The 15,593-nt window shown below is 48.8% G+C and carries 17 protein-coding genes; 1 reads left to right on the top strand and 16 read right to left on the bottom strand.

Features of this window, described 5'->3' with window-relative positions; all coding sequences use genetic code 11:
- Nucleotides 1–62: 62 nt before the first annotated feature.
- Complete coding sequence (locus M1L66_RS13745) at nt 63–413, bottom strand: type II toxin-antitoxin system PemK/MazF family toxin (RefSeq protein WP_002576184.1); 351 nt, start codon at nt 411–413, stop codon at nt 63–65.
- Nucleotides 414–1,069: 656 nt separating this feature from the next.
- Between M1L66_RS13745 and M1L66_RS13740 the strand changes: the two genes are divergently transcribed.
- Nucleotides 1,070–1,444, top strand: coding sequence for a helix-turn-helix domain-containing protein (locus M1L66_RS13740; protein ID WP_004797313.1), 375 nt, complete (start codon nt 1,070–1,072; stop codon nt 1,442–1,444).
- 59 nt (nt 1,445–1,503) lie between these two features.
- On the opposite strand, the gene M1L66_RS13735 is transcribed toward M1L66_RS13740, so the two are convergent.
- The 15 genes from M1L66_RS13735 to M1L66_RS13665 all read right to left on the bottom strand — a co-directional run bounded on the left by M1L66_RS13735 (nt 1,504) and on the right by M1L66_RS13665 (nt 15,592).
- Entirely contained in the window at nt 1,504–1,929 is a 426-nt protein-coding gene (locus tag M1L66_RS13735; RefSeq protein ID WP_102288198.1) for an RNA polymerase sigma factor, read from the bottom strand.
- A gap of 466 nt (nt 1,930–2,395) precedes the next feature.
- The gene (locus M1L66_RS13730; protein WP_054330196.1) at nt 2,396–2,767 is read right to left on the bottom strand and encodes a metal-dependent transcriptional regulator; all 372 of its coding nucleotides are present in this window, start codon (nt 2,765–2,767) and stop codon (nt 2,396–2,398) included.
- Nucleotides 2,768–2,791: 24 nt separating this feature from the next.
- Nucleotides 2,792–4,528, bottom strand: coding sequence for an ABC transporter ATP-binding protein (locus tag M1L66_RS13725; protein WP_102288197.1), 1,737 nt, complete (start codon nt 4,526–4,528; stop codon nt 2,792–2,794).
- Between the two features lie 2 nt (nt 4,529–4,530).
- Nucleotides 4,531–6,345: an ABC transporter ATP-binding protein gene (locus M1L66_RS13720; protein ID WP_112148967.1), complete on the bottom strand. Its 1,815-nt coding sequence runs from the start codon at nt 6,343–6,345 to the stop codon at nt 4,531–4,533.
- A 159-nt stretch (nt 6,346–6,504) separates the two neighbouring features.
- Nucleotides 6,505–7,122, bottom strand: a complete 618-nt coding sequence (locus M1L66_RS13715) for an MptD family putative ECF transporter S component (RefSeq protein WP_177968971.1) — start codon at nt 7,120–7,122, stop codon at nt 6,505–6,507.
- Nucleotides 7,123–7,154: 32 nt separating this feature from the next.
- Complete coding sequence (locus tag M1L66_RS13710; protein ID WP_434693588.1) at nt 7,155–8,573, bottom strand: ABC transporter ATP-binding protein; 1,419 nt, start codon at nt 8,571–8,573, stop codon at nt 7,155–7,157.
- Nucleotides 8,570–9,274: an energy-coupling factor transporter transmembrane component T gene (locus tag M1L66_RS13705; protein ID WP_058722591.1), complete on the bottom strand. Its 705-nt coding sequence runs from the start codon at nt 9,272–9,274 to the stop codon at nt 8,570–8,572. The genes M1L66_RS13710 and M1L66_RS13705 overlap by 4 nt, the downstream gene beginning before the upstream one ends.
- Nucleotides 9,275–9,403: 129 nt before the next feature.
- Complete coding sequence (locus M1L66_RS13700) at nt 9,404–10,354, bottom strand: helix-turn-helix domain-containing protein (protein WP_227594383.1); 951 nt, start codon at nt 10,352–10,354, stop codon at nt 9,404–9,406.
- Between the two features lie 281 nt (nt 10,355–10,635).
- Entirely contained in the window at nt 10,636–12,051 is a 1,416-nt protein-coding gene (locus M1L66_RS13695; protein ID WP_434693585.1) for a relaxase/mobilization nuclease domain-containing protein, read from the bottom strand.
- 54 nt (nt 12,052–12,105) lie between these two features.
- Nucleotides 12,106–12,414, bottom strand: a complete 309-nt coding sequence (locus M1L66_RS13690; RefSeq protein ID WP_434693584.1) for a hypothetical protein — start codon at nt 12,412–12,414, stop codon at nt 12,106–12,108.
- The gene (locus tag M1L66_RS13685) at nt 12,411–13,265 is read right to left on the bottom strand and encodes a nucleotidyl transferase AbiEii/AbiGii toxin family protein (protein WP_434693581.1); all 855 of its coding nucleotides are present in this window, start codon (nt 13,263–13,265) and stop codon (nt 12,411–12,413) included. Before M1L66_RS13685 ends, M1L66_RS13690 begins: the two co-directional genes overlap by 4 nt.
- A complete protein-coding gene (locus M1L66_RS13680; RefSeq protein ID WP_227097388.1) occupies nt 13,262–13,807 on the bottom strand; it encodes a type IV toxin-antitoxin system AbiEi family antitoxin domain-containing protein in 546 nt (181 codons plus the stop codon). Before M1L66_RS13680 ends, M1L66_RS13685 begins: the two co-directional genes overlap by 4 nt.
- Nucleotides 13,808–13,965: 158 nt before the next feature.
- Nucleotides 13,966–14,277 carry a CD1845 family protein gene (locus tag M1L66_RS13675; RefSeq protein WP_002576210.1) on the bottom strand — a complete coding sequence of 104 codons (312 nt, stop codon included), beginning with the start codon at nt 14,275–14,277 and terminating at the stop codon, nt 13,966–13,968.
- A 155-nt stretch (nt 14,278–14,432) separates the two neighbouring features.
- Nucleotides 14,433–14,771 (bottom strand): plasmid mobilization protein, encoded by a 339-nt coding sequence (locus M1L66_RS13670; RefSeq protein ID WP_379710070.1) that lies wholly within the window; start codon nt 14,769–14,771, stop codon nt 14,433–14,435.
- A 2-nt stretch (nt 14,772–14,773) separates the two neighbouring features.
- Complete coding sequence (locus M1L66_RS13665; RefSeq protein ID WP_434693577.1) at nt 14,774–15,592, bottom strand: DUF3849 domain-containing protein; 819 nt, start codon at nt 15,590–15,592, stop codon at nt 14,774–14,776.
- Nucleotide 15,593 lies beyond the last annotated feature (1 nt).

Here is a 15,593-nt window from a genome sequence, read left to right as displayed (position 1 = left end):
ATTCCTAACGAAATTATAACTCTACTTGCACAGCCTGAAAATGATACGGCCTTTCGGCACTTTTATGTAATCCCCAGACTGCACAAGAGCGTCTTGTTTATGTTTTCCATGTCATCCTTGTTTAGATGACCAATATAGTTTTTTAACCTCGACTTGTCGATTGTTCTGATCTGTTCCAGCATAACAACAGATGGTTTCACCAAACCGCATCTGTCATTTAAGTGGTAATGCGTGGGGAACTTTCTGCTTTTTTTGCTTACACTGGTAATTGCTGCAATAATAATCGTAGGACTGAAACAATTTCCCACGTTGTTTTGAAGAATGAGTACAGGACGAGAGCCACTTTGTTCGGAGCCGATACCAGGGCTTAAATCAGCCGAATATATGTCACCTCGATGGAATTTTTCAAACATCACTCTCGCCTCCTTAATATCTTAATACTTAAACAGCCGCACCAGTCTGAAAGAAATCTTCGGATAAAAAACCTGGTGCGGCTACTGTTATTCTGTTCGGATTACTCGTCATATTTGCCACGCCCCCTGACGATGGGAACACAACAGGTCTCCGCTGGCGCGGCTGTCATAACTCCGCAGCGTCGTTCGTAGCGTGCGCCGCAGGGTTCCCCCCAAGTCTTTGGCGGGCCGTGAGGAAGTATCTTTAAGCCCCCGCGCAGTCATCGCGCCGGATGTGCCACCATCCGGGTCACAGGGACGTTGATCGCTCCGAAACAGCTTGTCCATCACCTCCTGGCTGCTCCATCTTCGCGGCGTCCTGCACTCGCTCATGCGCGGGTTATGTACCTGTTCTGCCGTGTATTCAGTTGTCAAAGGTCAGCGAAAGAAAAGCTCCTTCTTGACAGCCATGACAAAAACAGGCGATTTGTCCTGTCTGTACTGCGATTTATTTGAAAAAAATATTTTGCCTTGTCCCTTCATAGAAGCTGCGGACAGCGCAAGCTCCTTACAAGCATAATAAAATAGGTACTATCGTACTCAAAAACACCTTTTATGAGGTTCTTCCTGCAAGGAAATGGGCACGATAAAATATGATTAAGGAGACGATAGTGCCTATGGAACTGATAAAAGAGCTGGGACGAAGGATACAAAAAGCGCGTAAGGAAAAAGGATTGACGCAGCAGGAACTCGCAGATCTGAGCCACGTTTCTCTAAAGCACGTTCAAGGCTGCGAAAGAGGGGTGAAGAATCCTTCTTTTGAGGTTCTGCGCGCTTTTTGCAAAGTCTTGAATTTATCTTTAGATTCCCTGATGAATCTCGATCTGCCTGAAGATGAGCAAGCCGCCAACGATATGCGGCAGCTTTACCTTTCGTGCCCTCCGGCTGCCAGAAAAGTGCTGTTAAACTCAACCCGCGCGTTGACTGATGAGCTAAAAGAGATGGTGCAGACGGCTGGGGTTGACCCAGATGAACATTTAGAGAATAAGTAAGCCGGTGGAGGAATAAAAACCCCCACCGGCTCTCTTTTTGCCGCTATGCGGCGGTCAGGTTATTGGGCCGTATCCAGCAACCGCGCCAGCTTCTTCAGTCCGCGCCGGATGCTCTCCCACACGCGGCGGCGGTCAGCACCCTCGATCCGGGCGATCTCGGCCACCGTCATGCCCAGGTAAAACCGGGCGTAGATACGCCGGGCCTGGATGGCAGGCAGCTGCATCAGCGCGGCGTACACTTCCTCCCGTAGCTGCTTCTGCTCCAAGATTTCCTCCGGGATGAGCGGCCGGTTGAGGGCATCGTTTTCAATGCCATCCTCCCGGTTTAGAGAGTAATGGGCCTTGTGCCGGAACTTCCGGCGCTCGTAGGCAGCATCGTCCTTCTCCTGGCCCCGGATTGCCGCCAGCACTTCCTCGGCCACGTCCACAAAGACATCGGTTTTATACACATCGGGATACAGTTCCCGAAGATTGATCTTCTGCATTATGTACCTCCATTTCGATTCACGGGTTGACGGGTGAACCGAAATGAAGGCGGTGAGCGACACCGTTCGGGGAAATTCCCGAAAAAACGACAAGCAAAAGCGCCAGCATCCGAAGAACGGCGGCTGGCGCTGCTAAAAAAGGACTTATGGCACTTATGGACCAGCCACGATAGTGCCTGTTCATAAGCAGATGGAGGCCGATTGACGGTCAGGCTTTTTTTGACAGGTAAATTCCTGCCGAATTATGTCGAAGCGGTCTTTGCTTCACGGCGGCTCCCTCCTAAAGCCGCCGTGTCAGCGTGTAGTCGTCACTCCTTTGTCGAGGGCATAAGGAACGGCGGCCTTGATGTTACTCAAAACCGCCGCAGTACCCGGAAAATCCATTATGGGCGCACGAAGCTACCTGCCCTGCAACGGTTTTTTTCTTTCCCCGTCTGGCGGGGCAGGATCGCTTGGCATATTCAGTTTAGTCTTGCTCCTGTGCAGCTGCCTCCTTCAGCCGCAAAAAGCTCTCGTCGCTAATGATGTGTTCAATCCGGCAGGCGTCGGCCTCCGCAGTTTCAGGGTCAACGCCCGCTGCGATAAGCTGCTCAGTGAAAAAGCAATGGCGCTCGTAGATTTTTTCGGCAACTGCCCGGCCTACATCGGTCAGGTGCAGGAAATAGTCGCTGTCCATCGTGAGAAAGCCGCCGTCTCGCAAGGTAGCCACTGCATGGCACACGCTGGGTTTTGACACCTCCATGTGCCGGGCCACATCTACGGAGCGCACCATACCCGTTTTCTTATGGAGAACAAGGATGGTTTCCAGATAGTCCTCCCCGGACGCATGAAGTTTCATGGAACATCTCCCTTCTAAAACAATTTACACAGCCCAACCAAGACTCTCCTGTTGGATATGGAACAGTTTATGGTACAATCCGTTCTTCTTCATCAGCTCATCGTGGGTTCCATGCTCTACCAACCGTCCATTGTCAAGGACGAGGATTTGGTCTGCATCTACAACTGTACGGAGCCGGTGAGCAATCATAATGACCGTCTTACCCTCCACCAGTTTGGCAATCGCCTTTTGAACCAGGACTTCATTTTCCGGGTCAAGGGATGCTGTTGCCTCGTCAAGCAGAATAATGGGCGCATTTTTCAGCAATGCGCGGGCGATGGAAATACGCTGGCGCTCACCGCCGGAAAGAGTGCTGCCGTTCTCACCGAGGACCGTCTGATACCCGTCCGGCATTTCCCGGACAAATTCATCACAATAGGCGGCTTTGGCCGCAGCAATTACTTGATCGTCCGTTGCGTTTGGATTGCCAAGACGGATATTGTTCATGACCGTATCATTGAACAGGGTCACATCCTGGAACACGAAGGACATATAAGACATGAGACTTTCCGGCTCCATACTCTTAATGTCTTTTCCGCCCACGGTGATCTTTCCCTGCTGAACATCCCAAAACCGGGCAATCAGTTTGGAAATCGTGCTTTTACCGGAGCCGGACGGACCAACAAGGGCAGTCACGCTCCCCTGGGGAATTTTACAAGAAACATCTTTGATGACATCTTCCTGATTGTAGGCAAAGGTCACATGGGAAAGCTCAATATCGCAGTTCGGGACCGTTTTTCCTTCACCGTCCATCGCAGGGGTAGTGAGCAGGGTACGCATACGACTTGTGACCACATTCAAATTCAGCAGTGAGGACAGGTTCGCCAGGATCGCCAGGATCGGTCCATAAATCCGTGTGACCATCAGCAGGAACATAAGCAGAGGAAGAAGCTCAATCTGTCCTTGTGTTAGAAGAATAGCGCCAACAAAAATCGTGATACCGATGCCAGCCTGCAAAATCATACTTGCACTGGACATGAACACGCCGACAGCCATCTCCACTTTGATGGCGATTTTTTTCATTGCTAACAGAGCTTTATCCAGCGCGCTGAAATGAGAACCGGACAGCCCGCAGGACTTGATGATCTTCATGCCTTCCAAGTATTCCTGTACCTGGTCAGAAGCATCCAGCTTTGCGTCAACCTGTTTTTCAAACAGCTTCTTTTGATGGTTCCGGCTGAGCCAGATAATGAGGAAGGCAATCGGAACCGTGATAAATACGCACAAAGCAAGCCGCCAGTCAAAGAAGGCCAGCAGGATGCAGGTCAGGGTCACCGTGATGCCGTTTGCAATCAGCGGAGGGATCGTGCTGCTGAGCAGGGATTCCATGCTGCTGCAATCTGCCATCATATTTGTGGTCAGTTCAGAAAGGTCCTTGGTGTTAAAGAAATTCATCGGAAGTTTCCGCAGATGCTCCGCAATCCGAAGCCGGGTCGTGTTCGACTCTTTATATGAGGCAATATAGGTTTTGCGGTAATCGTTTTTGGCAGCCAGAAATACCAGAATGGCCGAAACAATACCCGCGCCCCACAGCATCCAGATATGGTTCCACTGAATGGAGCCGCCATTGACAAAGGGAGTCAGAATTTCACTGAAAATCATAACAGTTACACAGAACGGAAGAAGCATAGCCAAGTTCGTCAATGTGCAGGCGAAGATTGCTTTTTTCAGATCTGCGTAACCTTTGTCTGATAAAAAGAGAGCTTTTTGTAATCTGCTCATAGTTACACCGCCTTTCCGCTGATTTTCCAGCCAATCGCTTCTGTATAGTGGTTCCACATTTGCGCATAGCGTCCGCCTGCGTCCACCAGCTCGTCATGTTTTCCTTCTTCGATCAGGTGCCCTTTCTCCATGACAATAATCTTATCTGCATTGCGGATCGTGGAGAGGCGGTGTGCGATGATGATAACTGTCTTACCCTGCATCAGCTTTTCAAAAGCTTTCTGGATCAGGTATTCATTCTCCGGGTCGCTGAACGCCGTTGCCTCATCCAGCACGATGATGGGCGAGTCCTTGATAATGGCCCGCGCAATGGCAATTCGCTGGCGCTCGCCGCCAGAGAGATGGATGCCTTTGGAGCCGACCACCGTATGATACCCGTTGGGCAGATTGGAGATGAACTCGTGGCACTGCGCCGCTTTCGCCGCCGCAATCACTTGTTCCTCACTGGCCGAAGGATTGCCCATACGGATATTATCCAAGATGCTCTGCTTGAACAGGAAAATATCCTGGAACACAAAGCTGACATGGCGCATCAGGTCATCCTCCGCCATATCGCGCACATCTACGCCGCCGATGGTAATGCTGCCGGAAGATACGTCCCAAAACCGAGAAATCAGATTGGCAATCGTACTCTTGCCGCCGCCGGACGGGCCGACAATAGCTGTGATCTGTCCCTGTTTTGCTGAGAAAGATACATTTTCCAGGGCTTTCTCGGAAACATCCCCCGTGTAGGAAAAGCTGACATCGTGGAAAGCAACATCATCCCCAACAGGTTTCTTAGGATGAGATGTTTCCGGCATTTCAGGGATGTTCAGAATTTCATCCATCCGAGCCACATTCCCATCAATCTGCATGAACGATTCGGAGATATACATGATTTTGTTCAGTACACCGGAAATTGCGGGTACAAAGAGCAGATAGAAAATGAAGGTCATGGCAAACCCAGCAAAATCATCCGACCTGGAGCCGATTAAAATTCCGACAGGTACAAGGATCAGATAAACATTATTGATGATTGTGGTGAAGGCGGGCATACAGTTCTGCCAGCCTAGGGAAAATTTCAGGACCCACTCTGTATATCCGGTAATTGCTTCTTTGAGTTTTTTGAAAGAGGATGCGGTCTGGTTAAACGCCTTTACAACCGACATTCCACGAACATACTCCACAGAAGCGTTGTTCATTTCTTCCAGGGCTTTTTGGTACTTACCCATATTCTCCTTCATCTCGCCGCTGCCAAAGCCAATGAACTCCGCAACAAACGCCAGAATGATACCGACCAGAGAGGCAAGACCGAACCGCCAGTCAACGGCCAGTAGGATGATGACCATGACAATGGGAGCTGTAATAGAAGCGACAAAATCCGGGAACTGGTGAGCAATAAAGCCCTCTACGCTTTCAATGTTTTCATCCATGATTTTCCGCAGACGTCCGCTGCCAATCGTCAGGTGATACCCAAGTGGAATTTTAGTAATATGGTCTGCAAAGAGAACCTTCAACTCGTACAGCGTTCCGAACGCTGCCATGTGTGAACTGAAAATAGCCAGGAAGTACAGCAGGATATTCGCCACGATCCCGGCGAGCGCCAGCCAGCCGTAATTCATGACCATCCCCATATCCAACTGGTCAAGGTTCGGGAAAACACCGATAATTGAGCGGATCATAAAATAGACCGCTATGTACGGGATGAACGAAGCAATGGCCGCCAGTGACGAAAGAACCGCAGCTAAGAATACAAGGCCCTTTCTGTCAGAAGCCAATTCCATGCATCGCGCCAAACCCGTCTTTGGTTTTGCTTGTTTCGACTTTGCGTTTGACATAGCATGAACCCTCCTTAAAATTGAAAATGGTGAGGTTAGCAGTTTCTAACCTCACCACTCATTTTATCAACCTTTGGAATTGCCTGCTACTCCATAACTCTGTTCCACTGTCCAAAATAGCCCAAAGATACCAGAGAGTTAGTCGCAACTATATCGCCCTTAGACAATGCCTGCCTTCTGGAAGTGCTTTTTGAACACACCTTTTGCAATCAAAGCGCCGATGATGCCTGCAACGAAAGTCACAACAGCAATGATGACTACCATTGTTCCATTCATAAAGCTATGCAGCTCCGTCAGATACTCGGCGCTGACACCATTCGACGTAGACATATCATCCACATAGCCGGTCATAATGACCATAGGGAGATAGGTTCCCAGCGCAAAGAACATCATATACACGGAATAGCCAATGGTATTCAGCCAGAAGCTCTTGTAGTGGCCGATACGGGCCAGAAGCTCCGCAATTACGGCACCGGCAATAAAACCGACGGCAACCGCCCATCCTGCGCCAATCAGGAACTCAATCAGGCCGATCACCACACCGCTCAAGAGAACGCTCCCGGCCTTTGGCACTTTAGCGCGCATCAGCATATAGATAATGCCTCCAGGAATTGCAGCAATGGCGCTCCCAAACGCGAAGGTCACCACGGTAGCTGCGGAGGCAAAGATGCACACCATTACTACGGCAAAGAACAGAACCGTAAAAATGCCCAGTGTAATATAGTCCTTTGCCTTCATTTTGTCGGACACGCCGACAGCTTTTGCTTGTTCACTCATATAGATAGCCCCTTTCTATTATTGGTATATAACTAAGATGAAGTCTTTTCATCCATGCGAATGACACGGGAACAAATCTTCATCAGTAGTTCATTGTCATGGGAAATCACCAAGATGGCTTTTCCTCTTTTGGACAGCGCACTTAAAATTCCTGCAACACTCTCCATGTTTTTGTAGTCCAAGCCGCTTGTAGGCTCATCAAAAATAAGTACCTCTGCATCCCGGAGAGCCGCAACGCCGATAGCAGTGCGTTGCTTTTGCCCACCTGATAGGGACATTGGATGCCGCTCTTTATAAATCGTCAAATTCAGCTCATCCAGAATATCGTCTATTCTCTTTTCGTCTTTATCCTTCTGGTCAGATAATGCCAGCAGTAGTTCCTGGTAAACGCTATCGGTAAACAGTTGATAGTCCGGGTCCTGCATGACAAGATATGCTTTCCTGATCCGCCGTTTGCTTGGGATCATACTGTTTTGGTATAGAACTTCTCCACGGAGTTCCTTCTGCAAGCCACATAAGGTCCGGGCTAAAGTTGATTTCCCGCAGCCATTTTTTCCTACCACACCAACAATTTCTCCTGGGTAGACACGAAAATTCAGGTGCTGCGCCACGGGTTTCCCTTTCTCATATCCTATCGCAAGATCTTTAACTTCGACAGCCGGGGTATCGTTTCGAGACGGCATTGTTTCTGGAAGTTCTAACCTTGCAGGCGTATAGCTTCTAAGTCCCAGCGCCTTGATTTGCTCGGTACTGAGTAAAGCAAAATCACGGGCGGACCAAGATTGTTTCAGCTTACCATGTTCCATAAGGACAATGCGGTCTGCAATCCCATTCAAAAAGTAAAGGCGATGTTCGGATACAACAATCGTTTTTCCCTGCGCCTTAATCAGCAAAAGCAGCCGCCGTAGTTCTTGGATGGCCTCCGGATCCAAGTTTGAGGAAGGCTCGTCCAAGACAAAAATATCAGGATTTAATGCGTAAACGCTGGCAAAGGCTATGGTCTGCTTTTGCCCGCCGGACAAGTCAAACAGGTTGCGATCCTTTAACTTTTCAATATGTAATTCCCGGATAGTCTGTTGGTAACGATCCAGCATCACTTGATAGGGCATACCCTTATTTTCCATACCAAACACAATCTCGCTGTCCGTATCCAGGCTGAAGAATTGACTGCGCGGATTTTGGAAAACAGAGCCTATCTTGTCTGACAAATCGTGCGGTTGGATCGTGCGGGTATCAACTCCGTCAATGAGAACCGCCCCGGACAGTTCCCCTTCGTAAAAGTGGGGAATAAGCGTATTTATCAACCTGGTCACACAAGTCTTTCCACATCCAGATTCGCCAGTGAGAACAACACACTCCCCCTTTTTAATCTGCAAATTGAAATCTTGCAGATTTTCCTGTTCAGCGCCGGAATATTGAAAAGATACATGGTCAATATCAATCATCATCATATCCTCCCATATATCTGGTATTTGCAGAAAAACAGCACAACGAAGGCAACAAGAAAGAAGCACAGTACCATCCAATCTTTAGCATGAACTTTTAGCTGAATGAACGAAGTTCGTTGTGCCGGATTATCAATGCCTCGTGTCACCGCAGAAGCAGATAATTCTTCTGCAATCGAAGCAGAGCGCATCACAATGGGGATAGCGATTGCCTCCAGAATGAGCACAGGGCGCGTGAATACATTTTTCCACGAAAGTGCGATGCCTCTTAACTTCATCGCGTCATAGATATTGTGGATCTCCTCACTGAAAGTCGGAAAAAAGCGCAATACCATAGCGAATGTAATGGTAATGCTCCGAGGAATTTTTAGCGAGTACATGGCCGCAATCAATTCGCTGACTTTCGTTGTAGCGATAAAGGTTGAGGCAAAGAGTACCACGGGTATCATCACCCGAATAAACAATGTGAAGATCGACAAAATAGTTTCGATGGCCTGGGGAAGGAAGGCGCAAAGCTGCTGTATGGCCGCAATCACCACATAAAAGATAAGGTATTTCAATACAATCTTTTTCTGCCCCATCAGGCACGAAAGGATACAGATAAAGAAAAAACACACGCTGCCAAGAATGAAATCCTTCAAGCCGAACACCATAAAGTTGATAAGAATGAATAACAACAACTTTATTCGTGTGTCTATAACAAGCACAAATCACCACCTCCTAAAAATGGGTTGATGCAGTTAGATAAAGCTAACTACATCAACCCATTATACACAGTCCCTCAATTTTTTTCCGCTCCATTCCTTTGAGATGATGCAGAAAATAGCCCGTTCTTCCTATTTATTTTTTCGATAGTCCTTTGGTAACATCCCATACACAGATTGAAACGCTTTAGCAAATTTGCTGGCATTGCTATATCCGAGTTCTAAAGCTATATCCCCGATTTTCATTTTATCTTCCGAGAGCCACTGGGCTGCTAAATTCATTTTGTATTTTTTGAGATACGCATAGGGTGTGTCTCCGTAGATATGAGAAAAAACCAAATGAAAAACAGAGAGGTTTAAGTGTGCTTCCTTTGCCAACTGCTCCAGAGACACTTTTTCATCCAAATGGGAAATGAGGTATTCTCGTATCGCTTTTGTGGTCTGTATCTGTTTCTTATCAAAATACTTCAAATCGCACCCGTTAATCTGCGTTAGCTGATCCATGTGGTACAGGAGTTCAATAGCCTTAATTTTGAAATAGCCGATTGGCTCCGTCTCAGCGGCAGAATATAATTCTGAAAACAAGTGCTGTAATTGCGCTGGGGTATCACTGACATACCACCGTGTTTCAAGTCCCAGCGTTGTTCCTATTTTATCAAGGTCAATAGGGATTGTCTGCATCATCCGGCGTGTTCCATCTGAAAGCGCCTGACGGTCAATGACGAGGCTGACGCCGTAATATTTTCCCAAAGGGAAAGAAAAGGAAACCGGCAAATGCTCTGTTGCCGCAACGCTAAAATAGCCCTCTGGCAAATACGATACAGTGTGGTTAGCAAATTCACATTCATACCGGCCGGTCTGGCAGTGCGTGATCTGAATAATATCTGGATTAAACTTTTGTGTTTCCATAGACTCATCTGATTCAAAATCGAGGAAACAAAGCTGTATTCCCTCAAACAGATTATAGTTTTTTACAATTCCCCGGCCTTTGCAACCATAATCTACGACTACACGATCATCACTTTGCGCCAGAACTTTGGCCTGCATACCGTACCAGTCTTGATTGAAACTGGCATTTCCCATTATCCTCACTCCAATCAGTTAATTATAACTTACTGATTTTATAATAACACACGCCTGGACGAAATTCAAGAAAATAGCCCGTTCATGTTTTTACGAGTCCAGATTCGGGATAATACTGGCAAGCAATGCCTGTGTTAATACACACAGGCCCGCAGGGAAGAAAATCCCTCCGTGATTTTCCTCTCCGCTTGCTTGTTGAGGGCAGCGCCCCCAAGCCCCTTTGAACACAGAATTTCATTCTGTGGCTGCGCGTTCTGCGAACGCTTTGGACCATGACCGGCTCACCGCTGGCCGTGGTCTTTTTCTTTTTCAACATCCTGTTCTACCTCCATTTTCAGCACCCGGTCCACATTGGCTTTGGCAGTCAAAAGTTCCCGCATTTCTTCACGGGAGTGCCGGTACTCGGCGTAGGTTTTCTTCTTTTCCTCCAGCAGTTTTGCATACTCGGCTTGCAGGTCTTTGACCTTGGGCAGCTTCTTCACGCCCATCTCGTCAAAGGCATTTTTGGCTGCCTGATGGAGCAAGATTTCCTGCTCATGTTCCTCGCGGAATTTTCGGGAATAACCGGCCTTGCGGTAGGCTACATAGGTCTCGCGGGTCTTGGCATAGTTGATGATATGGGTACGCAGTACGGCAATCTCCGCCATGCGCTTTTCCGCTGCCTTGATCTGCGCCGACAGTTCGTTGTGGTGGGCGGTGGCTGCCGCCGCTTTTTCTGCCAGCTCCCCATAGTCCAACAGCTGATGTTCGGTGAGAAAATTTACAGTCTGCGCCATCTGTTTCAGGTTAAAAACCTTGGCCCAGCGCACATACCCAGCGCCTTTCCCAGCTTGTAATTTTGCCTGAATGTCCACCAGCAGATTGACCTTGGGCGGCTCCGGCTGCACGGCGGAATTTTTACGGGGCGTATGCTGTTTTTCACCGGCCAACACCGCACGGATTTCTGCTTCACTGTACCCGGCCCCCAGCTTGTCATCCATGCGGGCTACATTCTTCCAGCCGGGCGCTTTGAGCCGGATTGCTTTCCCGCGCCGGGATACTTCACAGCCCATTTCTGTAAGCAGTTTCAACAATGCGTCAAAGTCAGTGGGCTTTTGCTCCAGCGCACGGTCAATCATCACTCGCAGCTGTTCCCGATGGGAGGGCTTGGCCTGATCACCCAGCCATTTGTTGTAGCTTTTTCCGTGGGGCTTGGGATTCTCCACAATGGACAATCCGTTCTCGATACAGATGGTATCGCTCAAGCGCCGGACGGCTCTGGTGCTGCCCCAAAAGTTGCGGAATTTTCGGTCACAATCCGCATTGACCGCCGACCAGATGATGTGATTATGGATGTGCGATTTGTCTATGTGGGTGCAGACCACAAAGGCGTGATTGCCCTTGGTGAACCGCTTGGCAAATTCCACGCCCAGGCGGTTGGCTTCCTCCGGTGTGATCTCTCCGGGTTTGAATGACTGGCGCACATGGTAAGCGATCACATCATCCACCCCGCGCACCCGCCCGGTGGCGGAGATATACTGCCGCTTCGCCAGAAGGAACTCTGCATCGGCGGTCCGGCTGTCACAGCCATAGCCGGTAATTAGTTTTCCGTTGTCGGTCTTTTGCGGATTTGCCACATAATCAATGATGTCGCTGATTGCCTGACTTTCGGTGCGGCCCTTGCCGATATGCAGGGGCATGATGCGTGTGGTTGCCATAGAAGGGCCTCCTTTCTAAAAAAGAAACGGCCTGCATGGTGCAGACCGCTTTTGCTATTCTATAAAATCGTCCTCGATCTCCTCTAACCGCTTCGGAGGAAACCTCATCTCGTATTGTTCTTTTGCCAGTGCATGAACTTCCGGGCGCTTATCTTTCATTCGGTTTTTCAGCCAGGAAATCTGCTCCTTTGATAACCGCCAAGGGAGATTCAGTAAGCGGTTTACCGTCATTTGCTCCGCTTGTTTCTCCGGCGATAAAGAAGCACAGGATTTACAGATGTGCGCCGCATGACCTTTGCCGGAAAATTTTTCGTTAGCCTTATATTCTCCGCAGACTTTGCAATAATGACCGTGTTTTTTCATAGGCTCGATCCCTTTTCACATAGAGCGTATAAACTGCGAACCGCCCCCATGATGATGCTCCACTCCAGATCTGCCGCATAGGAAAACTTCCTGCGGTAAGATTCCCAAAGTTTCTGCATCACATGACTGCTTTCCACTTCATTCAAAACATCCACAGCTTCTGCAAGATGCCGTTCGGTTCCGCGTTTTTTGGCAGTTGCCAACAGTGCATCATAGAGCGTCTGCCGGTTCAATGTGTTCCCGTGGAGCTGATCCAGAATATAAATGTCATAGAAATCTCTCATGCGGGTGTTGGTGGTGGTTCTGGTGATGATTGTTTCCAGCTTTTCAGCCAGAACGGTTTCCAGATTGTATGCCCAAATGTCAATGGAGCGATCTTCCAGCATCAGCTTGAAAGAGTAGCGTACCTCCCTGGGGGTAATGGCATCCCCTGTGGAAATGTCAATCTTCAAAGGTGTCACCACACCGTCAAAGGTTGTAGTCATGCTGACCCGAATCCCAGGATACTCCGCTTCATCCATAATCTCTGAAATGCTTTTCAGCTGAAATTTGACGCCATCATCAATCGGCACACTCACAATAGCAGAAATCAGGTTCTCGATCTCCTCTACATTAACATTGGCTCCTTTTACAGTAGCGTCCAAGTCCATCGTGGAACGGGCATCCAGTCCAACCATTGCCGCTACCAGCATCCCGCCTTTCAGAATAAATTTATCACGATATTCAGAAAGGGAAATTCTCTCCAGAAAACGCTCCATCATATAGTTTCGCATTAAAAGCTGTGCATCCGCAGATTTTTCTCTGGAAAGATTGCGAATCAAATCTTTTAGCTGCCTTGCTGTTTTTATCATAAAAGCACCTCCAAATACTGCCGTAAAATTTTTTCAACCCGGAACATACCGGCATACCGCATCAAAGTCCGCAGATCCTTGTCCTTTCTTCTGGCATACATCTTCAGCGCACCTTGAAAAGTCTGTATTTCCATGCTGCTTCGGCTGCGGAGCAGATCGCAGATGGTGCGCTCCATATCATAGACAGGAACCGTATGCCCAAAAGGTGTTTGGCCAGTTGTCAGCCCTACCTCATATAGTTCTGGTTTGATGGTGTAAACAGAAAGGCCCTCTGCCTTTAAGCGAGTGGTGCTGTACCCTCTGCGCACCGTGATAGCGTATGGAGATGGTTCCCGGTCTGTCAAGTCATGGAAAAATAGCGCTGATTCATGGGAAAATACTGCCTGACCACATCGCAGATGTAACAGAAACATCGCATCAATCCAGGTGTCCTCAGAGACATAAATTCCGTGAGCAACCTGCTGAAGATTCTTCTCTTTGACATATTCATAAAAAATGGGTTTTACAATTCCGCTGGCGATTACCTGTGCGGTTTGCAGCATCCCATCATGCTCGGTCAGAAGTCTGTCTAATTGCTCAAACCGTTCTGATTTGGTCACATCCATCACTTCCTTTCGTGCTACTATTATACACGGATGTAGCACAGAAGTAAATATAGCAATTTAACAGACACTGTCTGGCATTTTTGTGACCGCGCATTTTATCCATAAACCAAATCCTGAATGGCAAACTTCAAGTCCTGCACCTTGCCCAGCAGCCAGATGGCAGCCATCGGCAGACCATAGGGACTAATAAGGAATGCCATCACCAGCAGGATAATGCCGTTTTGCAGGGAACAGGTCAGCAGAACCGCCACACCCAGCAGGGCGATCACCATGCTGATAAGCCCCAGCACCAGACCGGAGACATAGACGATCCCCACACAAATCCAAACGAACAGGGTCAGCGCCAGAATCACCGGAACCATCACGATCTTCAACAGCAGTTTCAACAAAAATACCAATGCCCTCATTGTTATGCCTCCTCCCAAAATCACAGTTCCTGTTCCTGATTCCATTATCCCTGTCTCACAGCCAAAAGGCAAGGATACGGGCAAAAAGAAAAAGCGGAGGAAGGCGCGGCGAAGAAACGCCGTTCCTCCCTCCGCAAATGGAGTATCTATCCCTGTTATGAAAGTTTGGAGAGTTGGGTAAGGATTTCCTTTACACCCTCCCACAGTTGTTCCTGCCGCTGGGATATATCCTCCAAGTCAGCATTATAAACCCGCCCGGTCTCATGCACTTTGCGGGTCAGCTGATTCAAGTTGTTGCTGCTTCGGCGCATCAGGGAAACCAACTCCTTCAGCTCCGGCAGTTCCAGCTTGACCACATAACCATCCAGCGCCATTTTCCGCAGATAAGCGCTCAAATTCTCTGTCTCGTATTGCTGCATCTTTTGATGGATCAACTCCAGTTCCTCTGCTGACACCCAAAACAAAACCGGAACATCCCGCTTGCGCTTTGCCATGGTTATCGCTCCGGCTCCCGTTTTTTCGGGGCGGCAGACTTATGGGCGGGCAGTTCCTGTTTGAGCTTATCCCGTACTGAGGGACGGGACGGTTCCAGCTTTTCTCTCTGGGTACGGCTGCGCTGCTGTTCTTCACGCACCAGATCAATAAAACCATCCAGAACAGCAGGGTGGCTGTTTAAGGCATAACCACAACGGACGGTTTCGGGATTATCATTAGGAATGGTCTTAGCCCATTCTTTGTTGCGTCGGGAGTAGCGCCCATCCCAGTCCTGAAGCTGGACCGTGTTAGACAGAACCATAGACACACGCTCCATGCCATAGGTCTCGATCACACCCTTTGCCGCATCGTGGCTGAGATACATTCCATCGAAATGTTCCCGCACCGCCGCTTCAATGGACTCCTTGCATTGGCGATTTACATTGTTGGAAGCTCGGTACTGCTCCAGCTCCCCATGTTCTCTCGCATAGGCAGCTGAATGGGGATAGACCGGTGTTGTTCGCAGTTCCTCTTTGGCTCTGCACACATCATCGGCACGGTTTTCAATGCTGTCCCGGATCACATCCATGTAGCCGGTCTCCAGCTTTTCAAAATAACGGTACACATCAGCCAGCGGCGAGGGGGAATCCAAAAGCGCCTGGGTCTGTGCGTCGGTCAGCTCCAGCTCCTCCATCGCCATCACGATGTCCTCCCGGACGGTGTACTCATAGGTGTGGTGCAGGATTTCTTCTGGGGGCTGGCTTTTCAACCAGTCCCTATATTTTTCCTGCTCAGTGGCCATCTTTTCATAAAGGGCCGTATTCAGATTATTGGTATTCATG

Origin of the sequence: Hungatella sp. SB206 (genome assembly GCF_051132295.1) — a bacterium.
Classification (GTDB): domain Bacteria; phylum Bacillota; class Clostridia; order Lachnospirales; family Lachnospiraceae; genus Hungatella; species Hungatella effluvii.
This window is presented reverse-complemented; position numbering and strand designations above follow the sequence as displayed.

Bases quoted from the DNA above. Each gene is read 5' to 3' on its own strand.
- M1L66_RS13745 (WP_002576184.1), bottom strand. From the start codon at position 413: ATGTTTGAAAAATTCCATCGAGGTGACATATATTCGGCTGATTTAAGC.
- M1L66_RS13740 (WP_004797313.1), top strand. From the start codon at position 1,070: ATGGAACTGATAAAAGAGCTGGGACGAAGGATACAAAAAGCGCGTAAG.
- M1L66_RS13735 (WP_102288198.1), bottom strand. From the start codon at position 1,929: ATGCAGAAGATCAATCTTCGGGAACTGTATCCCGATGTGTATAAAACC.
- M1L66_RS13730 (WP_054330196.1), bottom strand. From the start codon at position 2,767: ATGAAACTTCATGCGTCCGGGGAGGACTATCTGGAAACCATCCTTGTT.
- M1L66_RS13725 (WP_102288197.1), bottom strand. From the start codon at position 4,528: ATGAGCAGATTACAAAAAGCTCTCTTTTTATCAGACAAAGGTTACGCA.
- M1L66_RS13720 (WP_112148967.1), bottom strand. From the start codon at position 6,345: ATGTCAAACGCAAAGTCGAAACAAGCAAAACCAAAGACGGGTTTGGCG.
- M1L66_RS13715 (WP_177968971.1), bottom strand. From the start codon at position 7,122: ATGAGTGAACAAGCAAAAGCTGTCGGCGTGTCCGACAAAATGAAGGCA.
- M1L66_RS13710 (WP_434693588.1), bottom strand. From the start codon at position 8,573: ATGATGATGATTGATATTGACCATGTATCTTTTCAATATTCCGGCGCT.
- M1L66_RS13700 (WP_227594383.1), bottom strand. From the start codon at position 10,354: ATGGGAAATGCCAGTTTCAATCAAGACTGGTACGGTATGCAGGCCAAA.
- M1L66_RS13695 (WP_434693585.1), bottom strand. From the start codon at position 12,051: ATGGCAACCACACGCATCATGCCCCTGCATATCGGCAAGGGCCGCACC.
- M1L66_RS13690 (WP_434693584.1), bottom strand. From the start codon at position 12,414: ATGAAAAAACACGGTCATTATTGCAAAGTCTGCGGAGAATATAAGGCT.
- M1L66_RS13685 (WP_434693581.1), bottom strand. From the start codon at position 13,265: ATGATAAAAACAGCAAGGCAGCTAAAAGATTTGATTCGCAATCTTTCC.
- M1L66_RS13680 (WP_227097388.1), bottom strand. From the start codon at position 13,807: ATGCTGCAAACCGCACAGGTAATCGCCAGCGGAATTGTAAAACCCATT.
- M1L66_RS13675 (WP_002576210.1), bottom strand. From the start codon at position 14,277: ATGAGGGCATTGGTATTTTTGTTGAAACTGCTGTTGAAGATCGTGATG.
- M1L66_RS13670 (WP_379710070.1), bottom strand. From the start codon at position 14,771: ATGGCAAAGCGCAAGCGGGATGTTCCGGTTTTGTTTTGGGTGTCAGCA.
- M1L66_RS13665 (WP_434693577.1), bottom strand. From the start codon at position 15,592: ATGAATACCAATAATCTGAATACGGCCCTTTATGAAAAGATGGCCACT.